Origin of the sequence: Pseudomonas sp. RAC1 (assembly GCF_030658255.1) — a bacterium.
Taxonomy (GTDB): Bacteria; Pseudomonadota; Gammaproteobacteria; order Pseudomonadales; family Pseudomonadaceae; genus Aquipseudomonas; species Aquipseudomonas boreofloridensis.
In genome coordinates, this window is the sequence record NZ_JAUTXS020000011.1 from 1 (window position 1) to 17,483 (window position 17,483).

The 17,483-nt window shown below is 60.9% G+C and carries 20 protein-coding genes and 1 tRNA gene; 5 read left to right on the forward strand and 16 right to left on the reverse strand.

What is annotated here, in order from left to right:
- The first annotated feature begins 199 nt into the window (after positions 1–199).
- Both Q7C30_RS01820 and Q7C30_RS01825 read left to right on the forward strand, forming a co-directional pair.
- Positions 200–577 carry a hypothetical protein gene (locus tag Q7C30_RS01820; RefSeq protein WP_317870446.1) on the forward strand — a complete coding sequence of 126 codons (378 nt, stop codon included), beginning with the start codon at positions 200–202 and terminating at the stop codon, positions 575–577.
- A gap of 321 nt (positions 578–898) precedes the next feature.
- Complete coding sequence (locus Q7C30_RS01825; protein ID WP_317870447.1) at positions 899–2,080, forward strand: tyrosine-type recombinase/integrase; 1,182 nt, start codon at positions 899–901, stop codon at positions 2,078–2,080.
- Between the two features lie 90 nt (positions 2,081–2,170).
- Here Q7C30_RS01825 and Q7C30_RS01830 read toward each other — a convergent pair.
- From Q7C30_RS01830 to thrS, 9 genes are all read right to left on the reverse strand, one after another.
- A tRNA-Pro gene (locus tag Q7C30_RS01830) sits at positions 2,171–2,247 on the reverse strand.
- Positions 2,248–2,347: 100 nt separating this feature from the next.
- Positions 2,348–2,704: a MerR family transcriptional regulator gene (locus Q7C30_RS01835; protein ID WP_009394050.1), complete on the reverse strand. Its 357-nt coding sequence runs from the start codon at positions 2,702–2,704 to the stop codon at positions 2,348–2,350.
- The gene (gene ihfA, locus Q7C30_RS01840; protein ID WP_029613142.1) at positions 2,685–2,987 is read right to left on the reverse strand and encodes an integration host factor subunit alpha; all 303 of its coding nucleotides are present in this window, start codon (positions 2,985–2,987) and stop codon (positions 2,685–2,687) included. The genes Q7C30_RS01835 and ihfA overlap by 20 nt, the downstream gene beginning before the upstream one ends.
- 4 nt (positions 2,988–2,991) lie before the next feature.
- Positions 2,992–5,373 carry a phenylalanine--tRNA ligase subunit beta gene (gene pheT / locus Q7C30_RS01845; RefSeq protein ID WP_317870448.1) on the reverse strand — a complete coding sequence of 794 codons (2,382 nt, stop codon included), beginning with the start codon at positions 5,371–5,373 and terminating at the stop codon, positions 2,992–2,994.
- Between the two features lie 33 nt (positions 5,374–5,406).
- Complete coding sequence (gene pheS, locus Q7C30_RS01850; RefSeq protein WP_317870450.1) at positions 5,407–6,423, reverse strand: phenylalanine--tRNA ligase subunit alpha; 1,017 nt, start codon at positions 6,421–6,423, stop codon at positions 5,407–5,409.
- 110 nt (positions 6,424–6,533) lie between these two features.
- Positions 6,534–6,890: a 50S ribosomal protein L20 gene (rplT, locus tag Q7C30_RS01855; protein WP_003250671.1), complete on the reverse strand. Its 357-nt coding sequence runs from the start codon at positions 6,888–6,890 to the stop codon at positions 6,534–6,536.
- Between the two features lie 28 nt (positions 6,891–6,918).
- On the reverse strand, positions 6,919–7,113 hold the full coding sequence (rpmI, locus tag Q7C30_RS01860) for a 50S ribosomal protein L35 (RefSeq protein ID WP_003250667.1): 195 nt from the start codon (positions 7,111–7,113) through the stop codon (positions 6,919–6,921).
- Positions 7,114–7,174: 61 nt separating this feature from the next.
- Positions 7,175–7,726, reverse strand: coding sequence for a translation initiation factor IF-3 (infC, locus tag Q7C30_RS01865; protein WP_205419309.1), 552 nt, complete (start codon positions 7,724–7,726; stop codon positions 7,175–7,177).
- Positions 7,726–9,648 carry a threonine--tRNA ligase gene (thrS, locus tag Q7C30_RS01870; protein ID WP_317870451.1) on the reverse strand — a complete coding sequence of 641 codons (1,923 nt, stop codon included), beginning with the start codon at positions 9,646–9,648 and terminating at the stop codon, positions 7,726–7,728. The genes infC and thrS overlap by 1 nt, the downstream gene beginning before the upstream one ends.
- A 328-nt stretch (positions 9,649–9,976) precedes the next feature.
- Between thrS and Q7C30_RS01875 the strand changes: the two genes are divergently transcribed.
- Positions 9,977–10,285, forward strand: coding sequence for a hypothetical protein (locus Q7C30_RS01875; protein ID WP_029613139.1), 309 nt, complete (start codon positions 9,977–9,979; stop codon positions 10,283–10,285).
- Positions 10,286–10,445: 160 nt separating this feature from the next.
- A complete protein-coding gene (locus Q7C30_RS01880; RefSeq protein WP_012313861.1) occupies positions 10,446–10,658 on the forward strand; it encodes a cold-shock protein in 213 nt (70 codons plus the stop codon).
- A 61-nt stretch (positions 10,659–10,719) separates the two neighbouring features.
- Here the strand turns inward: Q7C30_RS01880 and Q7C30_RS01885 are convergent, their stop codons facing one another.
- Positions 10,720–11,043: an I78 family peptidase inhibitor gene (locus tag Q7C30_RS01885; protein ID WP_304484281.1), complete on the reverse strand. Its 324-nt coding sequence runs from the start codon at positions 11,041–11,043 to the stop codon at positions 10,720–10,722.
- 267 nt (positions 11,044–11,310) lie between these two features.
- On the opposite strand from Q7C30_RS01885, the gene Q7C30_RS01890 reads away from it, so the two are divergent.
- Entirely contained in the window at positions 11,311–11,523 is a 213-nt protein-coding gene (locus tag Q7C30_RS01890) for a hypothetical protein (protein ID WP_317870452.1), read from the forward strand.
- Here Q7C30_RS01890 and Q7C30_RS01895 read toward each other — a convergent pair.
- The 6 genes from Q7C30_RS01895 to Q7C30_RS01920 form a co-directional block, all read right to left on the reverse strand.
- On the reverse strand, positions 11,495–12,514 hold the full coding sequence (locus Q7C30_RS01895) for a nucleoside hydrolase (protein WP_317870453.1): 1,020 nt from the start codon (positions 12,512–12,514) through the stop codon (positions 11,495–11,497). The genes Q7C30_RS01890 and Q7C30_RS01895 overlap by 29 nt on opposite strands.
- A 67-nt stretch (positions 12,515–12,581) precedes the next feature.
- Positions 12,582–12,986 carry a D-ribose pyranase gene (rbsD, locus tag Q7C30_RS01900; RefSeq protein WP_029613135.1) on the reverse strand — a complete coding sequence of 135 codons (405 nt, stop codon included), beginning with the start codon at positions 12,984–12,986 and terminating at the stop codon, positions 12,582–12,584.
- Positions 12,983–13,891, reverse strand: a complete 909-nt coding sequence (gene rbsK, locus Q7C30_RS01905; RefSeq protein WP_317870454.1) for a ribokinase — start codon at positions 13,889–13,891, stop codon at positions 12,983–12,985. The genes rbsD and rbsK overlap by 4 nt, the downstream gene beginning before the upstream one ends.
- Positions 13,892–13,900: 9 nt before the next feature.
- A complete protein-coding gene (locus tag Q7C30_RS01910; protein WP_317870455.1) occupies positions 13,901–14,923 on the reverse strand; it encodes a LacI family DNA-binding transcriptional regulator in 1,023 nt (340 codons plus the stop codon).
- 3 nt (positions 14,924–14,926) lie between these two features.
- The gene (locus tag Q7C30_RS01915; RefSeq protein ID WP_039576874.1) at positions 14,927–15,922 is read right to left on the reverse strand and encodes an ABC transporter permease; all 996 of its coding nucleotides are present in this window, start codon (positions 15,920–15,922) and stop codon (positions 14,927–14,929) included.
- Positions 15,919–17,472, reverse strand: coding sequence for a sugar ABC transporter ATP-binding protein (locus Q7C30_RS01920; protein ID WP_317870456.1), 1,554 nt, complete (start codon positions 17,470–17,472; stop codon positions 15,919–15,921). Before Q7C30_RS01920 ends, Q7C30_RS01915 begins: the two co-directional genes overlap by 4 nt.
- Positions 17,473–17,483: the final 11 nt, after the last annotated feature.

Sequence of the window (17,483 nt, forward strand, 5' to 3'; positions counted from 1 at the left end):
ACAAGCAGACCCACGGCGGTGTAGCCAAAGGCTGCTTGTCCGGATGCACCCACAGCGGCGAACGCTGCTCCGGTAGCGATGAGTGGCGCGGCCACCAGATAGAACGGTTTAGCTGTCTTGCCCATGTGATCCCCCTTTTTCAAATAATTCTTTTACCACATCTGCCCGCCGACATGCGCGGGCATGGAGAGCTATTGCCATGACGAAACGCAAACACACGCCCGGTCCATGGGAAGTCCTGAACGAAACCGAGGTTTTCACCGGCCTCGGCGCCGACAGCGGAGACGGCGTGAAGGCGCTTCCATCCGATGGATGGATGATCGCGGATTGCGGCGACTGCGTGACCTTCGCCGAAATCGGCCCGGCAGAACTCAGCCGCGACTTGCGCCGGGCCAACGCCAAGCTGATCGCCGCGGCGCCGCTAATGTTGGCCGATTTGATCGACGCTGCCGCCCAGTTGCGCAAGTACGAAGCATTGCACCGCGCGAAGGGCACCGCCGACAGCCTGGCCAAGGCCGAAGTCAACGCCGAACTGGCAGCGCGCTTCGAGCAAACCATCGCCAAGGCTACGGCCTGACCACCAACCTGCCGCCGGTGGCGGCGTGGAGACCAACATGGCAAATGCCACGGCCGCGGCTCAGCCGGGCCTTGTGCCGAGGATCATCCGGGCCGGCGAGGCCCCCGGATACCTCGGCATGTGCAAGGAAGAATTCAAGAACTCGGTCAGACCCTACGTCCGGGAGTTTCCCATTGGGAAACAGGGCATTGGCTTCGATCGCCTAGAACTGGACGCTTGGGTCGACGCATACATCGAAGCGATGGCCGTTGAAAAGGCGACCGATCAGGACAACAATCGGCCCCGCAGCGAGCGCCTGGCCGTGACCTCCAAGGAGAAACCATGGCCAAAAAGGCAATCACAGGCCTCCAGAAAATGCCCAGCGGCATCTGGAAAATCGACAAAATCTACAGGGGAGAGCGAATTCAAGAGAGCACTGGCACTTGTGACCGGGAAGAAGCAGAGCAGTACCTGATTCACCTGCTGGAGAAGATGCGCCTGCGCAAGGTGTACGGCGTGCGCGAGACCAAAACCTTCAGCGCTGCCGCTGCGCGGTATCTGGTCGAGCACAAGGACCAGCCTTCGCTGCGCATCACGGCGCTCTATCTGAACCAGCTCGACGACTATATCGGCCACCTACCGTTGACGCATATAGATGACGAAGCGCTGGCGCCATTCATCCGAGACCGGAAGGCTGACGTGGTGCTGCCAGATGGGAAGGTGAAGAAGGGGGTGAGCAACAGGACGGTGAACATCGCCATCGAGCGAGCAATTCGCGTCCTGTCGCTGGCGTGTAGGAAGTGGCGGGACGAGGAGCGCAGACCGTGGCTGGACAGCGTGCCACTGCTCACCAAGCTCGAGGAGAAGAAGGCGAGCCGGAAGCCCTACCCCATGTCATGGGAGGAGCAATCGGTTCTCTTCGGTGAGTTGCCCGACCACCTGCAGCGGATGGCCTTGTTCAAAGTGAACACAGGGTGCCGAGAGCAGGAGGTCTGCAAGTTGAGGTGGGATTGGGAGATTTCGGTGCCCGAGCTCGACACCAGCGTTTTCCTTATACCCGCCGAGTTCGGCGGACGGCACGCTAACTCGGGAGTGAAGAACAGGGACGAGCGCCTGGTCGTGCTGAACAGCGTGGCCAGGTCGATCATCGAAAAGCAGCGCGGCCAGTCACGGGAATGGGTTTTCCCCTACAACGGAACCGCGATGCACAGGATGAACGACTCGGCCTGGAAGAAAGCGCGGGTGCGCGCGGCAAAGCTCTGGCAGGAGCAGCATTTGCGGCCGGCACACCCTGGGTTCGCTTCCATCAGGATTCACGACCTGAAGCATACCTTCGGACGGCGCCTGAAGGCAGCCGGAGTTTCAGAAGAGGATCGCAAGTCGCTGCTGGGCCACAAGAACGGCAGCGTGACGAGCCACTACTCAGGCGCAGAGATTGGTCAGTTGATTGATGCAGCAAACAAGGTGTCGGCCACCGACTCGCGCGGACCCGTGCTGACCATTCTGAAAAGGAGGATCGGATGAGAAAAAGGCGAAGTCACTCGAAAAGTCACTATGGCCTCAGGCATAAAAAAATCCAGCCACCGCTAAGTGACTGGATTTCTTGGAGTATTTTGGTCGGGACGGAGTGATTCGAACACTCGACCCCTTGCACCCCATGCAAGTGCGCTACCGGGCTGCGCTACGCCCCGACATCATTCTCGATACCGCTGAGAACGGTGAAGAATTTAACCTAACCTTTTGAATAATGGAAGCTTTTTTTCAAAAATTTTCCATCGCTCAGTCGACAGATCACTTCTTCAACACCACCAGCACATCCTCCAACTCGACAATCATCTGCCGAATTAGTTGCTTGTACTGAGTCGTATCATCTTTGGCCTCATCACTGGAGAGCCGCAAGCGCGCCCCGCCAATGGTGAAACCTTGGTCATACAGCAAGGCGCGGATCTGCCGAATCATCAGCACGTCTTGACGCTGATAATACCGCCTATTACCGCGGCGCTTGACCGGATTGAGCTGCGGGAACTCTTGTTCCCAATAACGGAGCACGTGCGGCTTTACCGCACAAAGCTCACTCACCTCACCAATGGTGAAGTAGCGTTTCCCCGGAATGGGGGGCAGCTCGTCGTTATGACTTGGTTCCAGCATAGGCCTCAACCCGGGCTTTCAGTTTCTGCCCTGGACGAAAGGTGACGACACGGCGAGCGGTGATCGGGATCTCTTCCCCAGTCTTGGGGTTGCGGCCCGGCCGCTGGCGTTTGTCGCGAAGGTCGAAGTTACCGAAACCGGACAACTTGACCTGCTCGTTCTCTTCAAGCGCATGACGAATTTCTTCGAAAAACAGCTCGACCAGCTCCTTGGCCTCGCGCTTGTTCAGCCCCAGCTCCTCGTACAGCCTTTCGGCCATCTCAGCTTTCGTCAGAGCACCCATGCCGTTATTTCCTTAACGTGGTGTTCAACCTGTGTTCGAGCGAGGTGAGGATATTCTGCAAGCTGGCGTTCACCTCATCGTCGTTAAGAGTGCGCGATGGATGCTGCCAGGTCAAGCCGACCGCCAGGCTTTTTCTATCAGGATCAATGCCTTTACCCTGGTAGACATCAAACAGCCTGAGGTCTGTGAGCCATTCGCCTGCATTGTCACGAATCAATTCAAGCACCGCACTCGAAGCAACCTCTCGGCCTGCAATCAATGCCAGGTCGCGGCGGGTTTCAGGGAACTTGGACAGCTCGCTGAACTTCGGCAAGCGGCCTTCGACCACATCGCCCAGCACCAACTCGAAGACGAACACCGGACGCTCCAGACCCAGCGTCCTGGCCAGTTCCGGATGGATGGCGCCCACATAGCCCACTTCCTTGCCGTCACGCTCGATACGGGCGGTCTGACCAGGGTGCAGGGCCGGATGGTTGCCTGCGCTGAAGGTGAAGTCGGACAGCGCACCCGAGTAGCCCAACAGAGCCTCGACGTCGGCTTTGACATCGAAGAAATCGACGCTATCACGGCCGTTGGCCCAGCCTTCTGGCAAGCGACTTCCAGTCATCACGCCGGCAATCATCGGTTGCTGTTTGAGGTCGCCCAGTTGTCCAACGAAGCGCAGGCCGCTTTCGAACAGACGCACGCGATCTTGCTGGCGGTTGAGGTTATGCTGCAGCGCCTTGATCAGACCCGGCCACAGCGAGGCGCGCATGGCGGCCATGTCGCTGGAAATCGGGTTGGCCAACAGCAGCGGTTCGACACCTGGCGTGAACAGCTCGAACAACTTGGGATCGATGAAGCTGTAGGTGATCGCTTCTTGGTAGCCGCGGGCCACCAACAGACGACGCAGAATCGGCAGCTCGCCGCGGGCTTCCGACCGGGCCTTGGGTGCCAGGCGAGCTTGTGGATAGCGCACTGGCAGGTTGTTGTAACCGTACAGACGCGCCAGCTCTTCGATCAAATCGACTTCAAGGCTAATGTCGAAGCGATGACTCGGGATCTGGACAGTCCACACCCCTTCCCCATTGGACTGAGTTTTCAGCTCCAGGGCATTGAGCAACTGCTCGACCTGGGCAGGATCCATGTCCATGCCGAGCATCTGGCTGAGGCGCTCGGCGCGCAGGGTGACCGGCGCGACCTTGGGCAGGTGTTGCTCGCTCACGGTTTCGACAATCGGGCCGGCCTCACCGCCTACGATCTCCAACACCAAGCCGGTAGCACGCTCCATGGCTTCGCGGGCCAGTTGCGAATCGACTCCACGCTCGAAACGGTGCGAGGCATCGGTGTGCAGGCCGTAGGAGCGCGCCTTGCCAGCGACGGACACCGGCTCGAAGAACGCGCTTTCCAGGAATAGATCGCGGGTTTTTTCAGTATTGACGCCACTGTGCTCACCGCCCATGACACCCGCGATGGCCAGGGCGCGCGAGTGGTCGGCGATGACCAGCGTGTCGCTACGCAGCGCAACCTCCTGACCGTCGAGCAGAACCAGCTTCTCGCCCTCCTCGGCCATGCGCACGTGGATGCCACCATTGATCTCGGCGAGATCGAAGGCGTGCATGGGCTGGCCGAGCTCGAGCATGACGTAGTTGGTGATGTCGACGGCGGCGTCGATGCTGCGCACATCACTGCGACGCAGGCGCTCGACCATCCACAAGGGGGTGGGTTTGCTCAGGTCGACGTTACGGATGACGCGCCCCAGATAACGCGGACACGCGGTAGGGGCGCTGACTTCGACCGGGCGTACTTCGTCATGGACTGCCGCCACGGCAGGCACCACTGGGCGGGTGACCGGGACGTCGTACAGGGCGCTGACGTCGCGCGCCAACCCCGCCACCGACAGGCAATCGCCACGGTTGGGGGTCAAGCCGATCTCGATACTGGCGTCATCCAGGTTGAGGTACTGGCGGATGTTTTCGCCCACCGGCGCATCGGCAGCCAGCTCCAGCAAACCGTCGTTTTCTTCGCTGATCTGCAGTTCAGCGGCCGAGCAGAGCATACCGAACGACTCGACGCCGCGCAGCTTGGCCTTCTTGATCTTGAAGTCGCCCGGCAGTTCGGCGCCAATCATGGCGAAGGGGATCTTGATGCCGGGGCGAGCGTTGGGCGCGCCGCAGACAACCTGGAAAGTCTCCTGACCGTTGCTGACCTGGCACACACGCAGCTTATCGGCATCCGGATGCTGTTCGGTGGCGAGAATCTCACCCACCACGATACCGCTGAACTGGCCAGCCGCCGGCGTAACACTGTCGACTTCAAGGCCGGCCATGGACAGGCGGGCGACCAGTTCGTCACGGGAGACATGCGGGTTGACCCAACCGCGCAGCCACTGTTCACTGAATTTCATGCTGTTCTCCTGAAGATTGCGTCGAGGTGTGGCCTAGCGGAATTGCGCCAGGAACCGCAGGTCGTTGTCGAAGAACAGACGCAAGTCGTTGACGCCATAACGCAGCATGGCCAGGCGTTCGACACCCATGCCGAAGGCGAAGCCGGAGAATTCTTCGGGATCGATTCCGGACATGCGCAACACGTTCGGGTGGACCATGCCGCAGCCCATCACTTCCAGCCAGCCGGTCTGCTTGCACACGCGGCAGCCTTTGCCGGAGCACATCACGCACTCCATGTCGACTTCGGCGGACGGCTCGGTGAAGGGGAAGAACGAGGGACGGAAACGCACCGCCAGTTCTTTCTCGAAGAACACCCGCAGGAACTCCTCGATGGTGCCCTTGAGATCGGCGAAGTTGATGTCGCGGTCGACCAGCAGGCCTTCGATCTGGTGGAACATCGGCGAATGAGTGATATCCGAGTCGCAGCGATAGACGCGGCCTGGGCAGACGATGCGGATCGGCGGCTGGCTGCTTTCCATGGTGCGCACCTGCACCGGCGAGGTGTGGGTACGCAGCAACATGTTGGCATTGAAATAAAACGTGTCGTGCATCGCCCGGGCCGGATGGTGGCCGGGGATATTGAGCGCTTCGAAGTTATGGTAGTCGTCTTCGACCTCAGGACCTTCGGCGATGCCGTAGCCGATATGAGTGAAGAACTGCTCGATGCGCTCAAGGGTGCGGGTGATCGGGTGCAGGCCACCGGTGGCCTGGCCACGACCTGGCAGCGTGACGTCAACGCATTCGGCGGCCAGGCGAGCGTTCAGCTCAGCTTCTTCGAAGGCAGCCTTACGGGCGTTGAGCACGTCAGTGACGCGTTCCTTGGCGTCGTTGATCAGCGCTCCGACCTTGGGGCGCTCTTCGGCGGGTAAGTTGCCCAGGGTCTTCATCACCTGGGTCAGTTCGCCCTTCTTGCCGAGAAATTGGACCCGGATCTGTTCCAGGGCATTGATGTCTTCAGCGCGCTCCACGGCCTCAAGGGCTTGGGAGACCAGCGCGTCCAGGTTTTCCATGTACAGACTCCAGATACGAAAATAGGGGAAGAGCTTTGAAGGCTCTTCCCCTATCGATGACGTTTTACACCCGCCGGCACGGTGTGCCGGTGGATGATTGTCGCGGGTACTTAAGCCAGAACGGCTTTAGCTTTCTCGACAATCGCAGCAAACGCCGCTTTTTCGTTCACTGCCAGGTCGGCCAGAACCTTGCGGTCGATTTCGATCGACGCCTTTTTCAGGCCAGCAATCAGACGGCTGTAAGACAGACCGTTGGTGCGGGCACCGGCGTTGATACGAGCGATCCACAGAGCGCGGAACTGACGCTTCTTCTGGCGACGGTCGCGGTAGGCGTACTGGCCTGCCTTGATGACCGCTTGCTTGGCAACGCGGAATACGCGCGAGCGTGCACCGTAGTAGCCTTTAGCCAGTTTCAGAATTTTCTTGTGACGCTTACGAGCGATGACGCCACGCTTTACACGAGCCATGAGTAACTTCCTCTATCTTTGACCGAAATTAACGTACGCGCAGCATGCGCTCGACTTTTGCCACGTCAGACGGGTGCAGCAAGCTGGCACCGCGCAGTTGACGCTTACGCTTGGTCGACATTTTGGTCAGGATGTGGCTCTTGAAAGCGTGCTTGTGCTTGAAGCCGGAAGCTGTTTTCAGGAAACGCTTCGCAGCACCGCTCTTGGTTTTCATTTTTGGCATGTTGGAACTCCGCATTCGATAAAATTACACAATAATCATCAGGCCTGCCGTGCCCGGGAGATTACTTCTTCTTTTTGGGAGCGATGACCATCATAAGCTGGCGTCCTTCCATCTTAGGATGCTGTTCAACGGAACCGTATTCGGCAAGGTCGGCTTCGACCCGCTTCAACAGCTCCATGCCCAGCTCCTGGTGGGCCATCTCGCGGCCGCGGAATCTCAGAGAGATCTTGGCCTTGTCCCCATCGCTAAGGAAACGTACCAGGTTGCGTAGTTTTACCTGGTAATCCCCTTCTTCCGTCCCTGGACGAAACTTGATTTCTTTAATCTGGATCTGTTTCTGGTTTTTCTTCGCTTCGTTGGCTTGCTTCTTCTTCTCGAAGAGGTGCTTGCCGTAGTCCATCACCTTGCAGACAGGCGGGACAGCGTCGGCGGAAATTTCCACCAGATCCAGCTTCGCTTCATCAGCGATTCGAAGCGCTTCATCAATCGAGACGATGCCAATCTGCTCGCCGTCAGCGCCAATTAACCGAACCTCGCGTGCCGAGATATTCTCGTTGATCGGGGCTTTCGGTGCAGTTCGTTTATCGTTTCTCATTTCACGCTTAATAGTCATTACTCCGATTCTTGGCGACCACGCCGGGAAACCGCATGCGACAGGAGCTCAACGAACTGGGCGACGGGCATGGAGCCCAGGTCTGCGCCTTCGCGAGTCCGCACAGCGACGGTTTGCGTTTCGACTTCGCGATCCCCTATAACCAAAAGGTACGGGACCTTGAGCAAAGTATGCTCGCGGATTTTAAAGCCGATCTTCTCATTTCTCAAGTCGGACTTGGCACGGAAACCGCTACCGTTCAGGGATTTTTCCACTTCAAGGGCAAAATCAGCCTGTTTGTCGGTAATGTTCATGATCACCGCCTGGGTCGGCGCAAGCCAAGCCGGGAACACACCGGCATAGTGCTCGATGAGCATGCCGATGAAGCGCTCGAACGAGCCGAGGATGGCGCGGTGCAGCATCACCGGACGCTTGCGCGCATTGTCTTCGGCGATGTAGCTGGCGTCCAGGCGCTCCGGCAGGTTCGGGTCGTACTGCAGCGTACCGCACTGCCAGTTACGACCCAGGCAGTCGCGCAGGGTGAACTCGATCTTCGGACCGTAGAAGGCACCCTCGCCTGGCTGGTACTCCCACTCCAGACCGGATTCATTCAAGGCGTCTGCCAGCGCACCTTCAGCGCGATCCCACAACTCTTCGGAACCGACGCGCTTGACCGGACGAGTGGACAGCTTCATGGCGACATCGGTGAAGCCAAAGTCTTTGTACACGTCCAGGGTCAGCTTGATGAAGTCGGCCGCCTCCTTCTTCACCTGCTCTTCGGTGCAGAAGATATGTGCATCGTCCTGCACGAAGCCACGCACACGCATGATGCCGTGCAGCGCACCCGAGGGCTCATTGCGGTGGCACGCACCGAATTCCGCCAAGCGCAGCGGCAGGTCACGGTAGGACTTCAGGCCCTGATTGAACACCTGCACATGGCAAGGGCAGTTCATCGGCTTCACCGCGTAGTCACGATTCTCCGACGACGTGGTGAACATGTTCTCGGCATAGTTGGACCAGTGCCCGGAACGCTCCCAAAGAATACGGTCGACCACTTGCGGGGTCTTGATTTCCTGGTAGCCGTTCTCACGCTGAACCTGGCGCATGTACTGCTCGAGTACTTGGTACACCGTCCAGCCGTTGGCGTGCCAGAACACCATGCCTGGAGCTTCTTCCTGCAGGTGGAAGAGGTCGAGCTGCTTGCCAATCTTGCGGTGATCGCGCTTTTCAGCTTCTTCGATACGCTGGATATAGGCCGCCAACTGCTTCTTGTCAGCCCAGGCGGTGCCGTACACACGCTGCAACTGCTCATTCTTGGCATCGCCACGCCAGTAGGCGCCAGACAGTTTGGTCAGCTTGAACGCTTTGAGGAAGCGCGTGTTCGGCACGTGCGGACCACGACACATGTCGACGTATTCTTCGTGGTAGTACAGGCCCATGGCCTGTTCGTCCGGCATGTCTTCGACCAGACGCAGCTTGTAGTCTTCGCCGCGGGCAGTGAACACATCGATGACATCGGCACGTGGAGTCATCTTCTTGACGACGTCGTAGTCTTTGTCGATCAGTTGATGCATGCGCTGTTCGATGGCGGCGAGGTCCTCGGGCGTGAAAGGACGCTCGTAGGCGATGTCGTAATAGAAGCCCTCGTCGATCACCGGGCCGATCACCATCCTGGCGGTGGGGTACAGCTGCTTCACCGCGTGGCCAATGAGGTGGGCGCACGAGTGACGGATGATCTCCAGTCCCTCTTCGTCTTTTGGGGTGATGATCTGCAGGGTGGCATCGCGTTCAATGAGGTCGCACGCGTCGACCAGCTTGCCGTCTACCTTGCCGGCCAGGGTGGCCTTGGCCAGACCTGCGCCAATGGAGGCGGCGACTTCGGCTACGGTTACGGCCTTGTCGAATGAACGTTGACTGCCATCGGGAAGAGTAATGGTGGGCATGGCGCCTCCTCTCCTAGTGGTGACCCCTACCAAAGGTCACGTGGGTTGGGATGAGCCAGTACAAGATCCGACCTGACTTTCCCGTGGGAGAGCCTGCCTCACAGTGGCAGAAGCCTTTCGGCCTTTCAGGGACGAACCAGAGTGACTGGAAAAAAGTTGCGAGCTGCAAGGGTTGAGCTGCAAGCCGGGCATGCTAGCACGCAGGTTACGGATATCGCAGAAATATTTGGAAATTACGCGGCAAGGGTGAACTTGTGCGGAAAAAACCCTATCAGACGGACTGAAGCATCCTACTCTTGATGAGACCTAAACCAAGGAGTGTCTGGTTATGCGAGTTCAGTCTCTTCTGGCCGCGTGCGCTGCGAGCGTCTTGCTGCTGCCGCTGGCTGCCCATGCAGGTAAATTTCCGCCAGGCGGGGAACAGGCGTATATGGCTCAATGCCAGCCAGCCGCCACCGCCCAGGGTTTGAGCGCTGCTGATGCCAAGCAGCACTGCGAATGCGGTGCCACCGCCCTCAAGGCCAAGCTCAGCGATAAAGAGATCAAGGATCTCGATAGCAAGGATGGCGTAGACGCACCCTTGATGCAGAAAGCACAGATGGTTGTGCAGGAAGCCTGCATGAAAGACAAGCAGTGACGTGGACACACTGCCGATCACTCCTAGCTTGCGCTAGATCAGTATCGAGCTAAGGTAAACGGCGCTACATAAGCAGAATTAGACTATGATGTTGCCGGTGCGCATGTAGCCCCGGCCACATTGCACCACTGAAAAACTAAATGTTCTGGAGATTCACCTCATGTCCAACCGCCAACAAGGCACCGTCAAATGGTTCAATGATGAGAAAGGCTACGGCTTCATCACTCCAGCTGGCGGCGGCGACGACCTGTTCGTTCACTTCAAGGCCATCGAGTCTGACGGCTTCAAGAGCCTGAAAGAAGGTCAAACTGTTTCCTTCGTCGCCGAAAAAGGCCAGAAGGGCATGCAGGCTGCTCAGGTTCGTCCGGAGTAATTCGGTCGCTGCAGTAAAAAACCCGCCTTCATCGGCGGGTTTTTTTGTGGGCGACTGTCACTCAGCCACAGTTGGCGCGTACCACTCTGCCCTGTTGATCGACATTCAGGTTCAGACGCTCGGAACGGTACTCAAGCGTAACCACGTCCTGCGGCTTGAGGATTCGCGCGATCTGCGCACCACTGGCTTTGCGTGCCTGCTCGAGCAGCTCTGGCGTGCCGGGCTTGCCAACAGTGAAGTCGGCGCCGCTGGCGCTGCAACGGCCATCGCCGCCTGCTGCGGCAACAGGGGCAGTACTGGCAGCATCAGACGAGCCACCGGTGCTGCAGCCGGCCAGTGCCGCTGCAACCAGCAGGGCTGCCAGGGAAACGCGAGTACGGAACATGAATCCTCCTAGTGATCTTGGGAACTGTCATATGCGACCGTGACGCTTACAGTTCGTTGCAAAACCGCCTAAGTCTGCCTCAGCCCATCAAGCGAAGCGAAATGCAATCGTGACGGGATTTTGCATCGCACCCTTGGTGGCAGCACGCTGGGGACTTATGCTTAGGTCGCAGCGCGCCGACAGCACAGGCATGGTCTACTGGCGCGCCGTGGAGTGCGTCAGCCTCCTCCCTCCGACCCAGGCTCCAGCAGCTTCGCGAGTACATCCATGAACAGCCACAGTATCGTCGCCGACATCAAGGTCAAATGGGCCGAGGGCCAAAGTGCCTACAGCCCAGGTACACCGGAGGAGCTGCTGTTGATCGCCGTCGACCTGCTGGTACGCGAACGCGGTGGGGAAGCGGCACGCGGCTTCATCGAACAGGTGTTCGAGCGCTACGCGCCGCAAACGATCATTGCAAACGAGCCAGGCGCGCGCTGAGCAGATCGAAGAAGCCCTGCGCGTTGCCCTCTTCGATCCAGGTCACGTTGGCCGGCTGCTCCAGCACGCCATACCAGTCGGCCACCGTCTGACCGAAGGTCGGCCCTTCACGGCTGTCGACGCTCATGTGGACCTGCCGCCCACTGAACAGCCCCGGCTCCAGCAGGTAAGCGATGACTGTGGCATCGTGCACCGGGCCGCCGGTCATGCCGTACTTGTCGATGTCGTACTGAATGTAGGCGTTGAGAATGTCGACCACCTTGTGGCTGGCGTCGTTGCCAACGGCGGCCAGTTGCTTGAGCCGTGCATCGCTGGTGATGATCTTGTGGGTCACATCCAGCGGCAGGTACGTCAGCTTCACGCCACTGGCCAGCACCACCTCGGCCGCGTGCGGGTCGGCGTAAAGGTTGAACTCGGCCACCGGGGTGATGTTGCCGCCGTTGAAATGGGCGCCGCCCATCACCACCACTTCCTTGATGCCCTTGACGATCTCCGGCTTCTGGATCAATGCCAGGGCCAGGTTGGTCTGCGGGCCGAGCATGGCCAGGGTAATGCTGTGGGGCTCAGCCGCATCGAGGGTATCGATCAGGTATTGCACAGCATTGCCGTTGGCCAGCGGTTGACGCGGCTCATGCACGGCAACACCGGTCAGGCCCTCCTCGCCGTGGACGTTGGCCGCGTAGATCGGCGTGCGCACCAGTGGCCGCCCTGCCCCGGCATACACCGGAATGTCTTCGCGCCCGGCCCACTCGCGGGCCAGGCGGGCGTTGCGTGAAGTCTTGTCCAGGCGCACGTTGCCAGCGACGGTGGTGATAGCGCGGATCTTCAGTTCCTCTGGCGAGGCCATCGCCAGGAACAGCGCCACCACATCATCGGCACCGGGGTCGGTATCGATGATCAAATCGCGCGGGGCGGCGAAGGCACCGGTGGCGGCTATCGTGGACATCAGCACTGCTCCTTGTAGCAAACGTCTGATTTTTTCGATCGACATTCAGCTCGTCTCCTTCAGCTTGGTTAACAACTCCGACCCGGCAAGCGGACCGCACGAACAATACGGTTCAAAAAGTCACACCGGCAATCAACGCGATGTTGCTGTAGGGCTTGCACTCACCACTGCGAATCACCGCCCGCGCTCGTCGGCTGAGCACCTTGAATGCCTCGTGCGACAGACGCTCGCGCGCGCCCAACAGCCCCAGCGCATGCTGCTCCTCGACCGCCACCAACCCCGGCGGCGAAGCCTGGAACATCTCATCAGCCAGCACATGCCGCTCCACCTGCATCTCACTGAGCACCACACGCAGCACGCTGGCAAAATCCGGAATGCCTGGCGTCAAGGCCAGATCGATCACCTCGACTCCCGGCGGTACGGGCAGACCGGCATCGCCGATCACCAGCACATCGCCGTGACCCAGTCCGGCGATGGTGCGCGACAAGGCGATATTGAGCAGCGCGGTCTTCTTCATGGCGCCAGCTCCGCAAGATGCGGGATCGAAGGCTGCGCCCCCACGCGAGTGACCGACAACGCCGCCGCGCGCTGGCCGCGCACGATCGCTTCACCCTCCTCCAGGCCGCAGGCCAACCCGGCAGCGAATCCGCCGACGAAGGTGTCGCCGGCCGCCGTGGTATCCACAGCATTCACCCGATTCGCCGGGAAGTGCTGGTCACCTGCTGCGCTGACAAACAGCGCACCCTGAGCGCCGAGCGTCACGATGACCTTGCCCGCCCCCCACTCACGCAGGCGCTCGGCCGCACGACGGGCGCTGTCCAGGTCCGTGACGGGCAGGCCGGTCAGTGCCTCGGCCTCGCTCTCATTGGGAATCAGGTAGTCGATATGGGCGAACCAATCTGTCGGCAGTTGGCCGCTGGCCGGTGCAGGATTGAGAATCACCGTCTTGCCCAGTTCGCGGCCGCGGGCCAATGTCCAGGCGACCGTGGCCGGCGGCACCTCCAACTGGCAGACAACCACCTCGGCGTGCTGCAGCAGGGCGTCGAAGCGCTCTACCGACTCGGCGGTCAACTGACCGTTGCCACCGGCGATGATGACAATCGCATTCTGACTTGCAGCATCCACCACGATCAGCGCCACACCGCTGGACACGCCTTCGCAGATGGCCACCGCCTGGCAGTCGACACCTTCGTCCTGCAACGCTTGGCGTAGTTGCTGGCCATAGGCATCGTCTCCGACATTGCCGATCATCGCTACGCTGGCGCCCAGACGCGCCGCGGCCACGGCCTGATTGGCGCCCTTGCCACCGGGAGCGGTGAAGAAACTGTCGCCGGCGAGGGTTTCACCGCCTCGCGGCAAACGCTCGGCACGGGCCACCAGGTCCATGTTGAGGCTGCCGACCACTACGACCTTGGCATGCATGGGTGTTCCTTAACGGTAATCATTGAACAGATTCGGGCGCGGCCCAGTGGATTCGCGCAGTACGATGCGCGGCGCGACGATACGTTGCTCACCCGCCTCGCGGCGCGGGGTGACGATGCGCGACAACAGCAATTGCGCAGCACTGTCACCCAGCTCACGAATCGACTGGCCGACCGTGGTCAGCGGCGGATACACATAACGGCTGAGCTCGATGTCGTCGAAGCCGATGACCGACAGTTGACCCGGCACGTCGATGTTGCGCTCGGCCGCCGCCCGCAGCACGCCGAAGCCGATCATGTCGTTGCCGGCAAAGATCGCCGTGGGCCGCGCACCATCGAGCAACTGCGCGGCCGCTGCGTGACCACCAGGGCTGGTGAAGTCGCAATGCAGCACCTGCTGCTCGGCGACCGGTAGCCCTGCCTCAGCCATGGCCCGGCGAAAACCGTTGACCCGCAATTGGCTAACCCCGGTATTGGCCGGACCGCCGATGCAGGCAATGTCGGCATGACCGAGTTCGAGCAGGTGCTGGGTGGCCAGATAGGCGCCCAGTTCGTGATCGATACGCACCACGTCGGTGTCGACGCCCTCCAGCGCCCGGTCGACCATGACGATTGGCGTACGCACGGCAGCCAGGCTCTGGAGCAGGTCCAGATCCTCGCCCACCGAGGCGACGATCAAGCCGTCGATGCGCTTCTCCAGCAGTACGCGCAGGTAATTACGCTGCTTCTTCGGGTCGTCGTCGGAATTGCACAGAATCACGCAGTAACCGTTGCGCTCGCAGCCGTCCTCGATGCCACGGGCCAGCTCGGCGAAATAGGGGTTGACGCTGCTGGGCACGAGCAGGCCGATGGTGGCCGTGCTGCGTGCCTTGAGCGAACGCGCCACGGCGCTGGGCACATAGTCCAGCTCGGCAATGGCGGCTTCGACCTTCAACCGTACCGGTTCGCTGACCGGACGGGTCTTGTTCAGCACATGGGACACGGTGGTGTAGGAAATCCCCGCCAGTGCCGCGACGTCTTTGATGGTAGCCATGGTTCAGTTCCGCCGAGTCGCGCGCCGGCTGCGGTAGGTGTCGAGGACCACGGCGATGACGATCACCGCACCGGTGATGATGCGCTTGGTCGGCTCGGAGGCGCCGATCTGCGCCAGGCCTGCGGCCAGCACGGAGATAATCAGCACGCCGAAGAAGGTGCTGATGATCGAGCCGCGTCCGCCCATCAGGCTGGTGCCACCGATCACCACGGCGGCGATCACCTGCAGCTCCAGACCGGAGCCGGCATTGGGGTCTGCCGCCTCCAGGCGGGAAATCTGGAACAACGCGGCGAGCCCGGCGAGCAGGCCCATCAAGGCGAACACCAGCACTTTATAGGGGCGCGGATCGATACCAGCCAGGCGCACCGCTTCTTCGTTGGTGCCGATACCGATCAGGTAGCGGCCGAATACGGTGCGAGTGAGCACCAGTTGTGCCAGCAGGATCACCAGCAAGGCAATGATGAACGCCGGCGAGATGCCGAACGCAATGGGGTCGGAGAACCAGGCGAAGGCATCGCCAATGTAGGCAGTGCGCGAGTCGGTGAACTGATAGGCCAGGCCCCGCGCCATTTCCAGCACGCCAAGCGAGACGATGAACGAGGGAATGCGCCAGGCCACGGTCACAGCGCCGGTGATACTGCCGGCCAGGGCGGCGATGGCCATGCCCAGCAGCGCGGCGGGCACCACGCTCCAGCCCCAGCCGAGAATGGCGACACTGACGGTGGACGCCGCCAACGCCAGCACCGAGCCGACCGACAGGTCGATGCCTCCGATGATCAGCACGAAGGTCATGCCGACCGCCAGCACCATCAGGTCGGGAATCTGATTGGCCAGGGTGCTGAATGTGGCGTAGGACAGGAAATGGCTGCTGAGGAACGAGAACAGCACGATCATCGCCAGCAAGGCGCCCGCCAGCCCCAGGTAAGTGCCCAGGCCGAAGTAGGTGCCGGAGCGGCGAGCCGGCTTGCTGCCAGCGGAGTCGAGGGTGGGAGTTTTCATGCGTCCATCCTGGGAGCTGCCTCATGCAGCAGTGCGTCACGTTTCTGGTAACCGGCGAAGGCAGCGGCGAGGATCTGATCCTGGCTCCAGCCATCACGGTCGAAGGTCTCGATCAGGCGACCGGCCGAGAGCACGGCGATGCGGTCGCAAATCAGCATAAGTTCGCGCAGGTCGCTGGACACCACGACCAGCGCCTTGCCCTGACGCGCCAGCTCGGCCAACAGGCCATAGATGTCGAACTTGGCGCCCACATCGATGCCGCGGGTCGGCTCGTCGAACATCAGCACCTGGCAGTCGCGCTCCAGCCAGCGACCAATCACTACCTTCTGCTGATTGCCCCCGGACAGCTCGCCCACCGCCTGGGCTGGGCTCGCGCTACGGATACGCATGGCGGCGATCTGTCGTTCGGCCAGTTCGCGCTCGGCCTGTGCGTCGAGCACTCCACACCGGGACACGGCCCCCAGGTTGCCCAAGGCCACGTTGGCGCTGATCGAGTGCGGCAGCAGCAAACCTTCGCCCTTGCGGTCCTCGGTGATCAGGGCAATCCCCGCGCGCACGGCGGCCTTCGGCGAATCGATGGTCACTGGGCGCAGGGGCTGGCCAAGCTGGATACAGCCGCTGTCGGCACGATCAGCGCCATAGATCAGCCGCAACAGTTCGGTGCGCCCGGCACCGATCAGACCGGAAATGCCGAAGATCTCCCCGGCGCGAACCTCGAACGAGACATCGCGCACTCTATCGCCACGATTCAGGTGTTCGACCTTGAGCAGCGGCGCGCCAATCTCCCGGCGACCCAGGTCGATATGCTCGCCCACTTCGCGGCCGACCATCAGGTTGACCAGCTCGTTGCTGCTGTAACGGGCGATCGGCTCGGCGCACACCAGCTTGCCATCGCGCAACACGGCGATGCGTTGCGAAACCCGCTGCAGCTCTTCCAATCGATGGGAGATGTAGACGATGGCCACGCCGCGCTGACGCAGACGCTCGATCTGGGTGAACAGCAGCTCAACTTCGCGAGCCGTGAGCATGGCCGTGGGCTCGTCGAAGATCAGTACGTGGCAATCGCCAATCAGGTTGCGGGCAATTTCGACCATTTGCTGATGGCCGATGCCCAGCTCGCCGACCGGAGTATCGGGATCGATGGCCTCCAGCCCCACCTGCGCCATGGCCGCCGTCGCCAACTGGCGCAGGCGCTTCTGGCTGATCCACCCGGCGCGACTGGGCAAGTTGTCGAGGAACAGGTTCTCGGCGACGGTCAGGGTCGGCAGCAGGTTGAGCTCTTGCATCACCATGCGCACGCCGAGCCGCTCGGCCTCGCTGCGGCTAGCCGGGCTGTAGGGCTGGCCGCGGTAGCTCATGTGCCCGGTGGTCGGGGTTTCCAGGCCACTGATGAGCTTGGACAGGGTGCTCTTGCCGGCACCGTTCTCGCCGGTCAGGGCAAGCACCTCGCAGGCATGCAACTGCAAGGTGACATCGCCAAGCACGGGCTGGGCGTAAGTCTTGCCCAGCCCGCTGACAGCAAGCACCACTTCATTGGCCGATACGGACATGGCCGCTTCTC

What these genes read in the sequence shown, in the direction of transcription:
- Q7C30_RS01820 (WP_317870446.1), top strand. Translation starts at nt 200, where the DNA reads ATGACGAAACGCAAACACACGCCCGGTCCATGGGAAGTCCTGAACGAA.
- Q7C30_RS01825 (WP_317870447.1), top strand. Translation starts at nt 899, where the DNA reads ATGGCCAAAAAGGCAATCACAGGCCTCCAGAAAATGCCCAGCGGCATC.
- Q7C30_RS01835 (WP_009394050.1), bottom strand. Translation starts at nt 2,704, where the DNA reads ATGCTGGAACCAAGTCATAACGACGAGCTGCCCCCCATTCCGGGGAAA.
- ihfA (WP_029613142.1), bottom strand. Translation starts at nt 2,987, where the DNA reads ATGGGTGCTCTGACGAAAGCTGAGATGGCCGAAAGGCTGTACGAGGAG.
- pheT (WP_317870448.1), bottom strand. Translation starts at nt 5,373, where the DNA reads ATGAAATTCAGTGAACAGTGGCTGCGCGGTTGGGTCAACCCGCATGTC.
- pheS (WP_317870450.1), bottom strand. Translation starts at nt 6,423, where the DNA reads ATGGAAAACCTGGACGCGCTGGTCTCCCAAGCCCTTGAGGCCGTGGAG.
- rplT (WP_003250671.1), bottom strand. Translation starts at nt 6,890, where the DNA reads ATGGCTCGTGTAAAGCGTGGCGTCATCGCTCGTAAGCGTCACAAGAAA.
- rpmI (WP_003250667.1), bottom strand. Translation starts at nt 7,113, where the DNA reads ATGCCAAAAATGAAAACCAAGAGCGGTGCTGCGAAGCGTTTCCTGAAA.
- infC (WP_205419309.1), bottom strand. Translation starts at nt 7,726, where the DNA reads ATGACTATTAAGCGTGAAATGAGAAACGATAAACGAACTGCACCGAAA.
- thrS (WP_317870451.1), bottom strand. Translation starts at nt 9,648, where the DNA reads ATGCCCACCATTACTCTTCCCGATGGCAGTCAACGTTCATTCGACAAG.
- Q7C30_RS01875 (WP_029613139.1), top strand. Translation starts at nt 9,977, where the DNA reads ATGCGAGTTCAGTCTCTTCTGGCCGCGTGCGCTGCGAGCGTCTTGCTG.
- Q7C30_RS01880 (WP_012313861.1), top strand. Translation starts at nt 10,446, where the DNA reads ATGTCCAACCGCCAACAAGGCACCGTCAAATGGTTCAATGATGAGAAA.
- Q7C30_RS01885 (WP_304484281.1), bottom strand. Translation starts at nt 11,043, where the DNA reads ATGTTCCGTACTCGCGTTTCCCTGGCAGCCCTGCTGGTTGCAGCGGCA.
- Q7C30_RS01890 (WP_317870452.1), top strand. Translation starts at nt 11,311, where the DNA reads ATGAACAGCCACAGTATCGTCGCCGACATCAAGGTCAAATGGGCCGAG.
- Q7C30_RS01895 (WP_317870453.1), bottom strand. Translation starts at nt 12,514, where the DNA reads ATGTCGATCGAAAAAATCAGACGTTTGCTACAAGGAGCAGTGCTGATG.
- rbsD (WP_029613135.1), bottom strand. Translation starts at nt 12,986, where the DNA reads ATGAAGAAGACCGCGCTGCTCAATATCGCCTTGTCGCGCACCATCGCC.
- rbsK (WP_317870454.1), bottom strand. Translation starts at nt 13,891, where the DNA reads ATGCATGCCAAGGTCGTAGTGGTCGGCAGCCTCAACATGGACCTGGTG.
- Q7C30_RS01910 (WP_317870455.1), bottom strand. Translation starts at nt 14,923, where the DNA reads ATGGCTACCATCAAAGACGTCGCGGCACTGGCGGGGATTTCCTACACC.
- Q7C30_RS01915 (WP_039576874.1), bottom strand. Translation starts at nt 15,922, where the DNA reads ATGAAAACTCCCACCCTCGACTCCGCTGGCAGCAAGCCGGCTCGCCGC.
- Q7C30_RS01920 (WP_317870456.1), bottom strand. Translation starts at nt 17,472, where the DNA reads ATGTCCGTATCGGCCAATGAAGTGGTGCTTGCTGTCAGCGGGCTGGGC.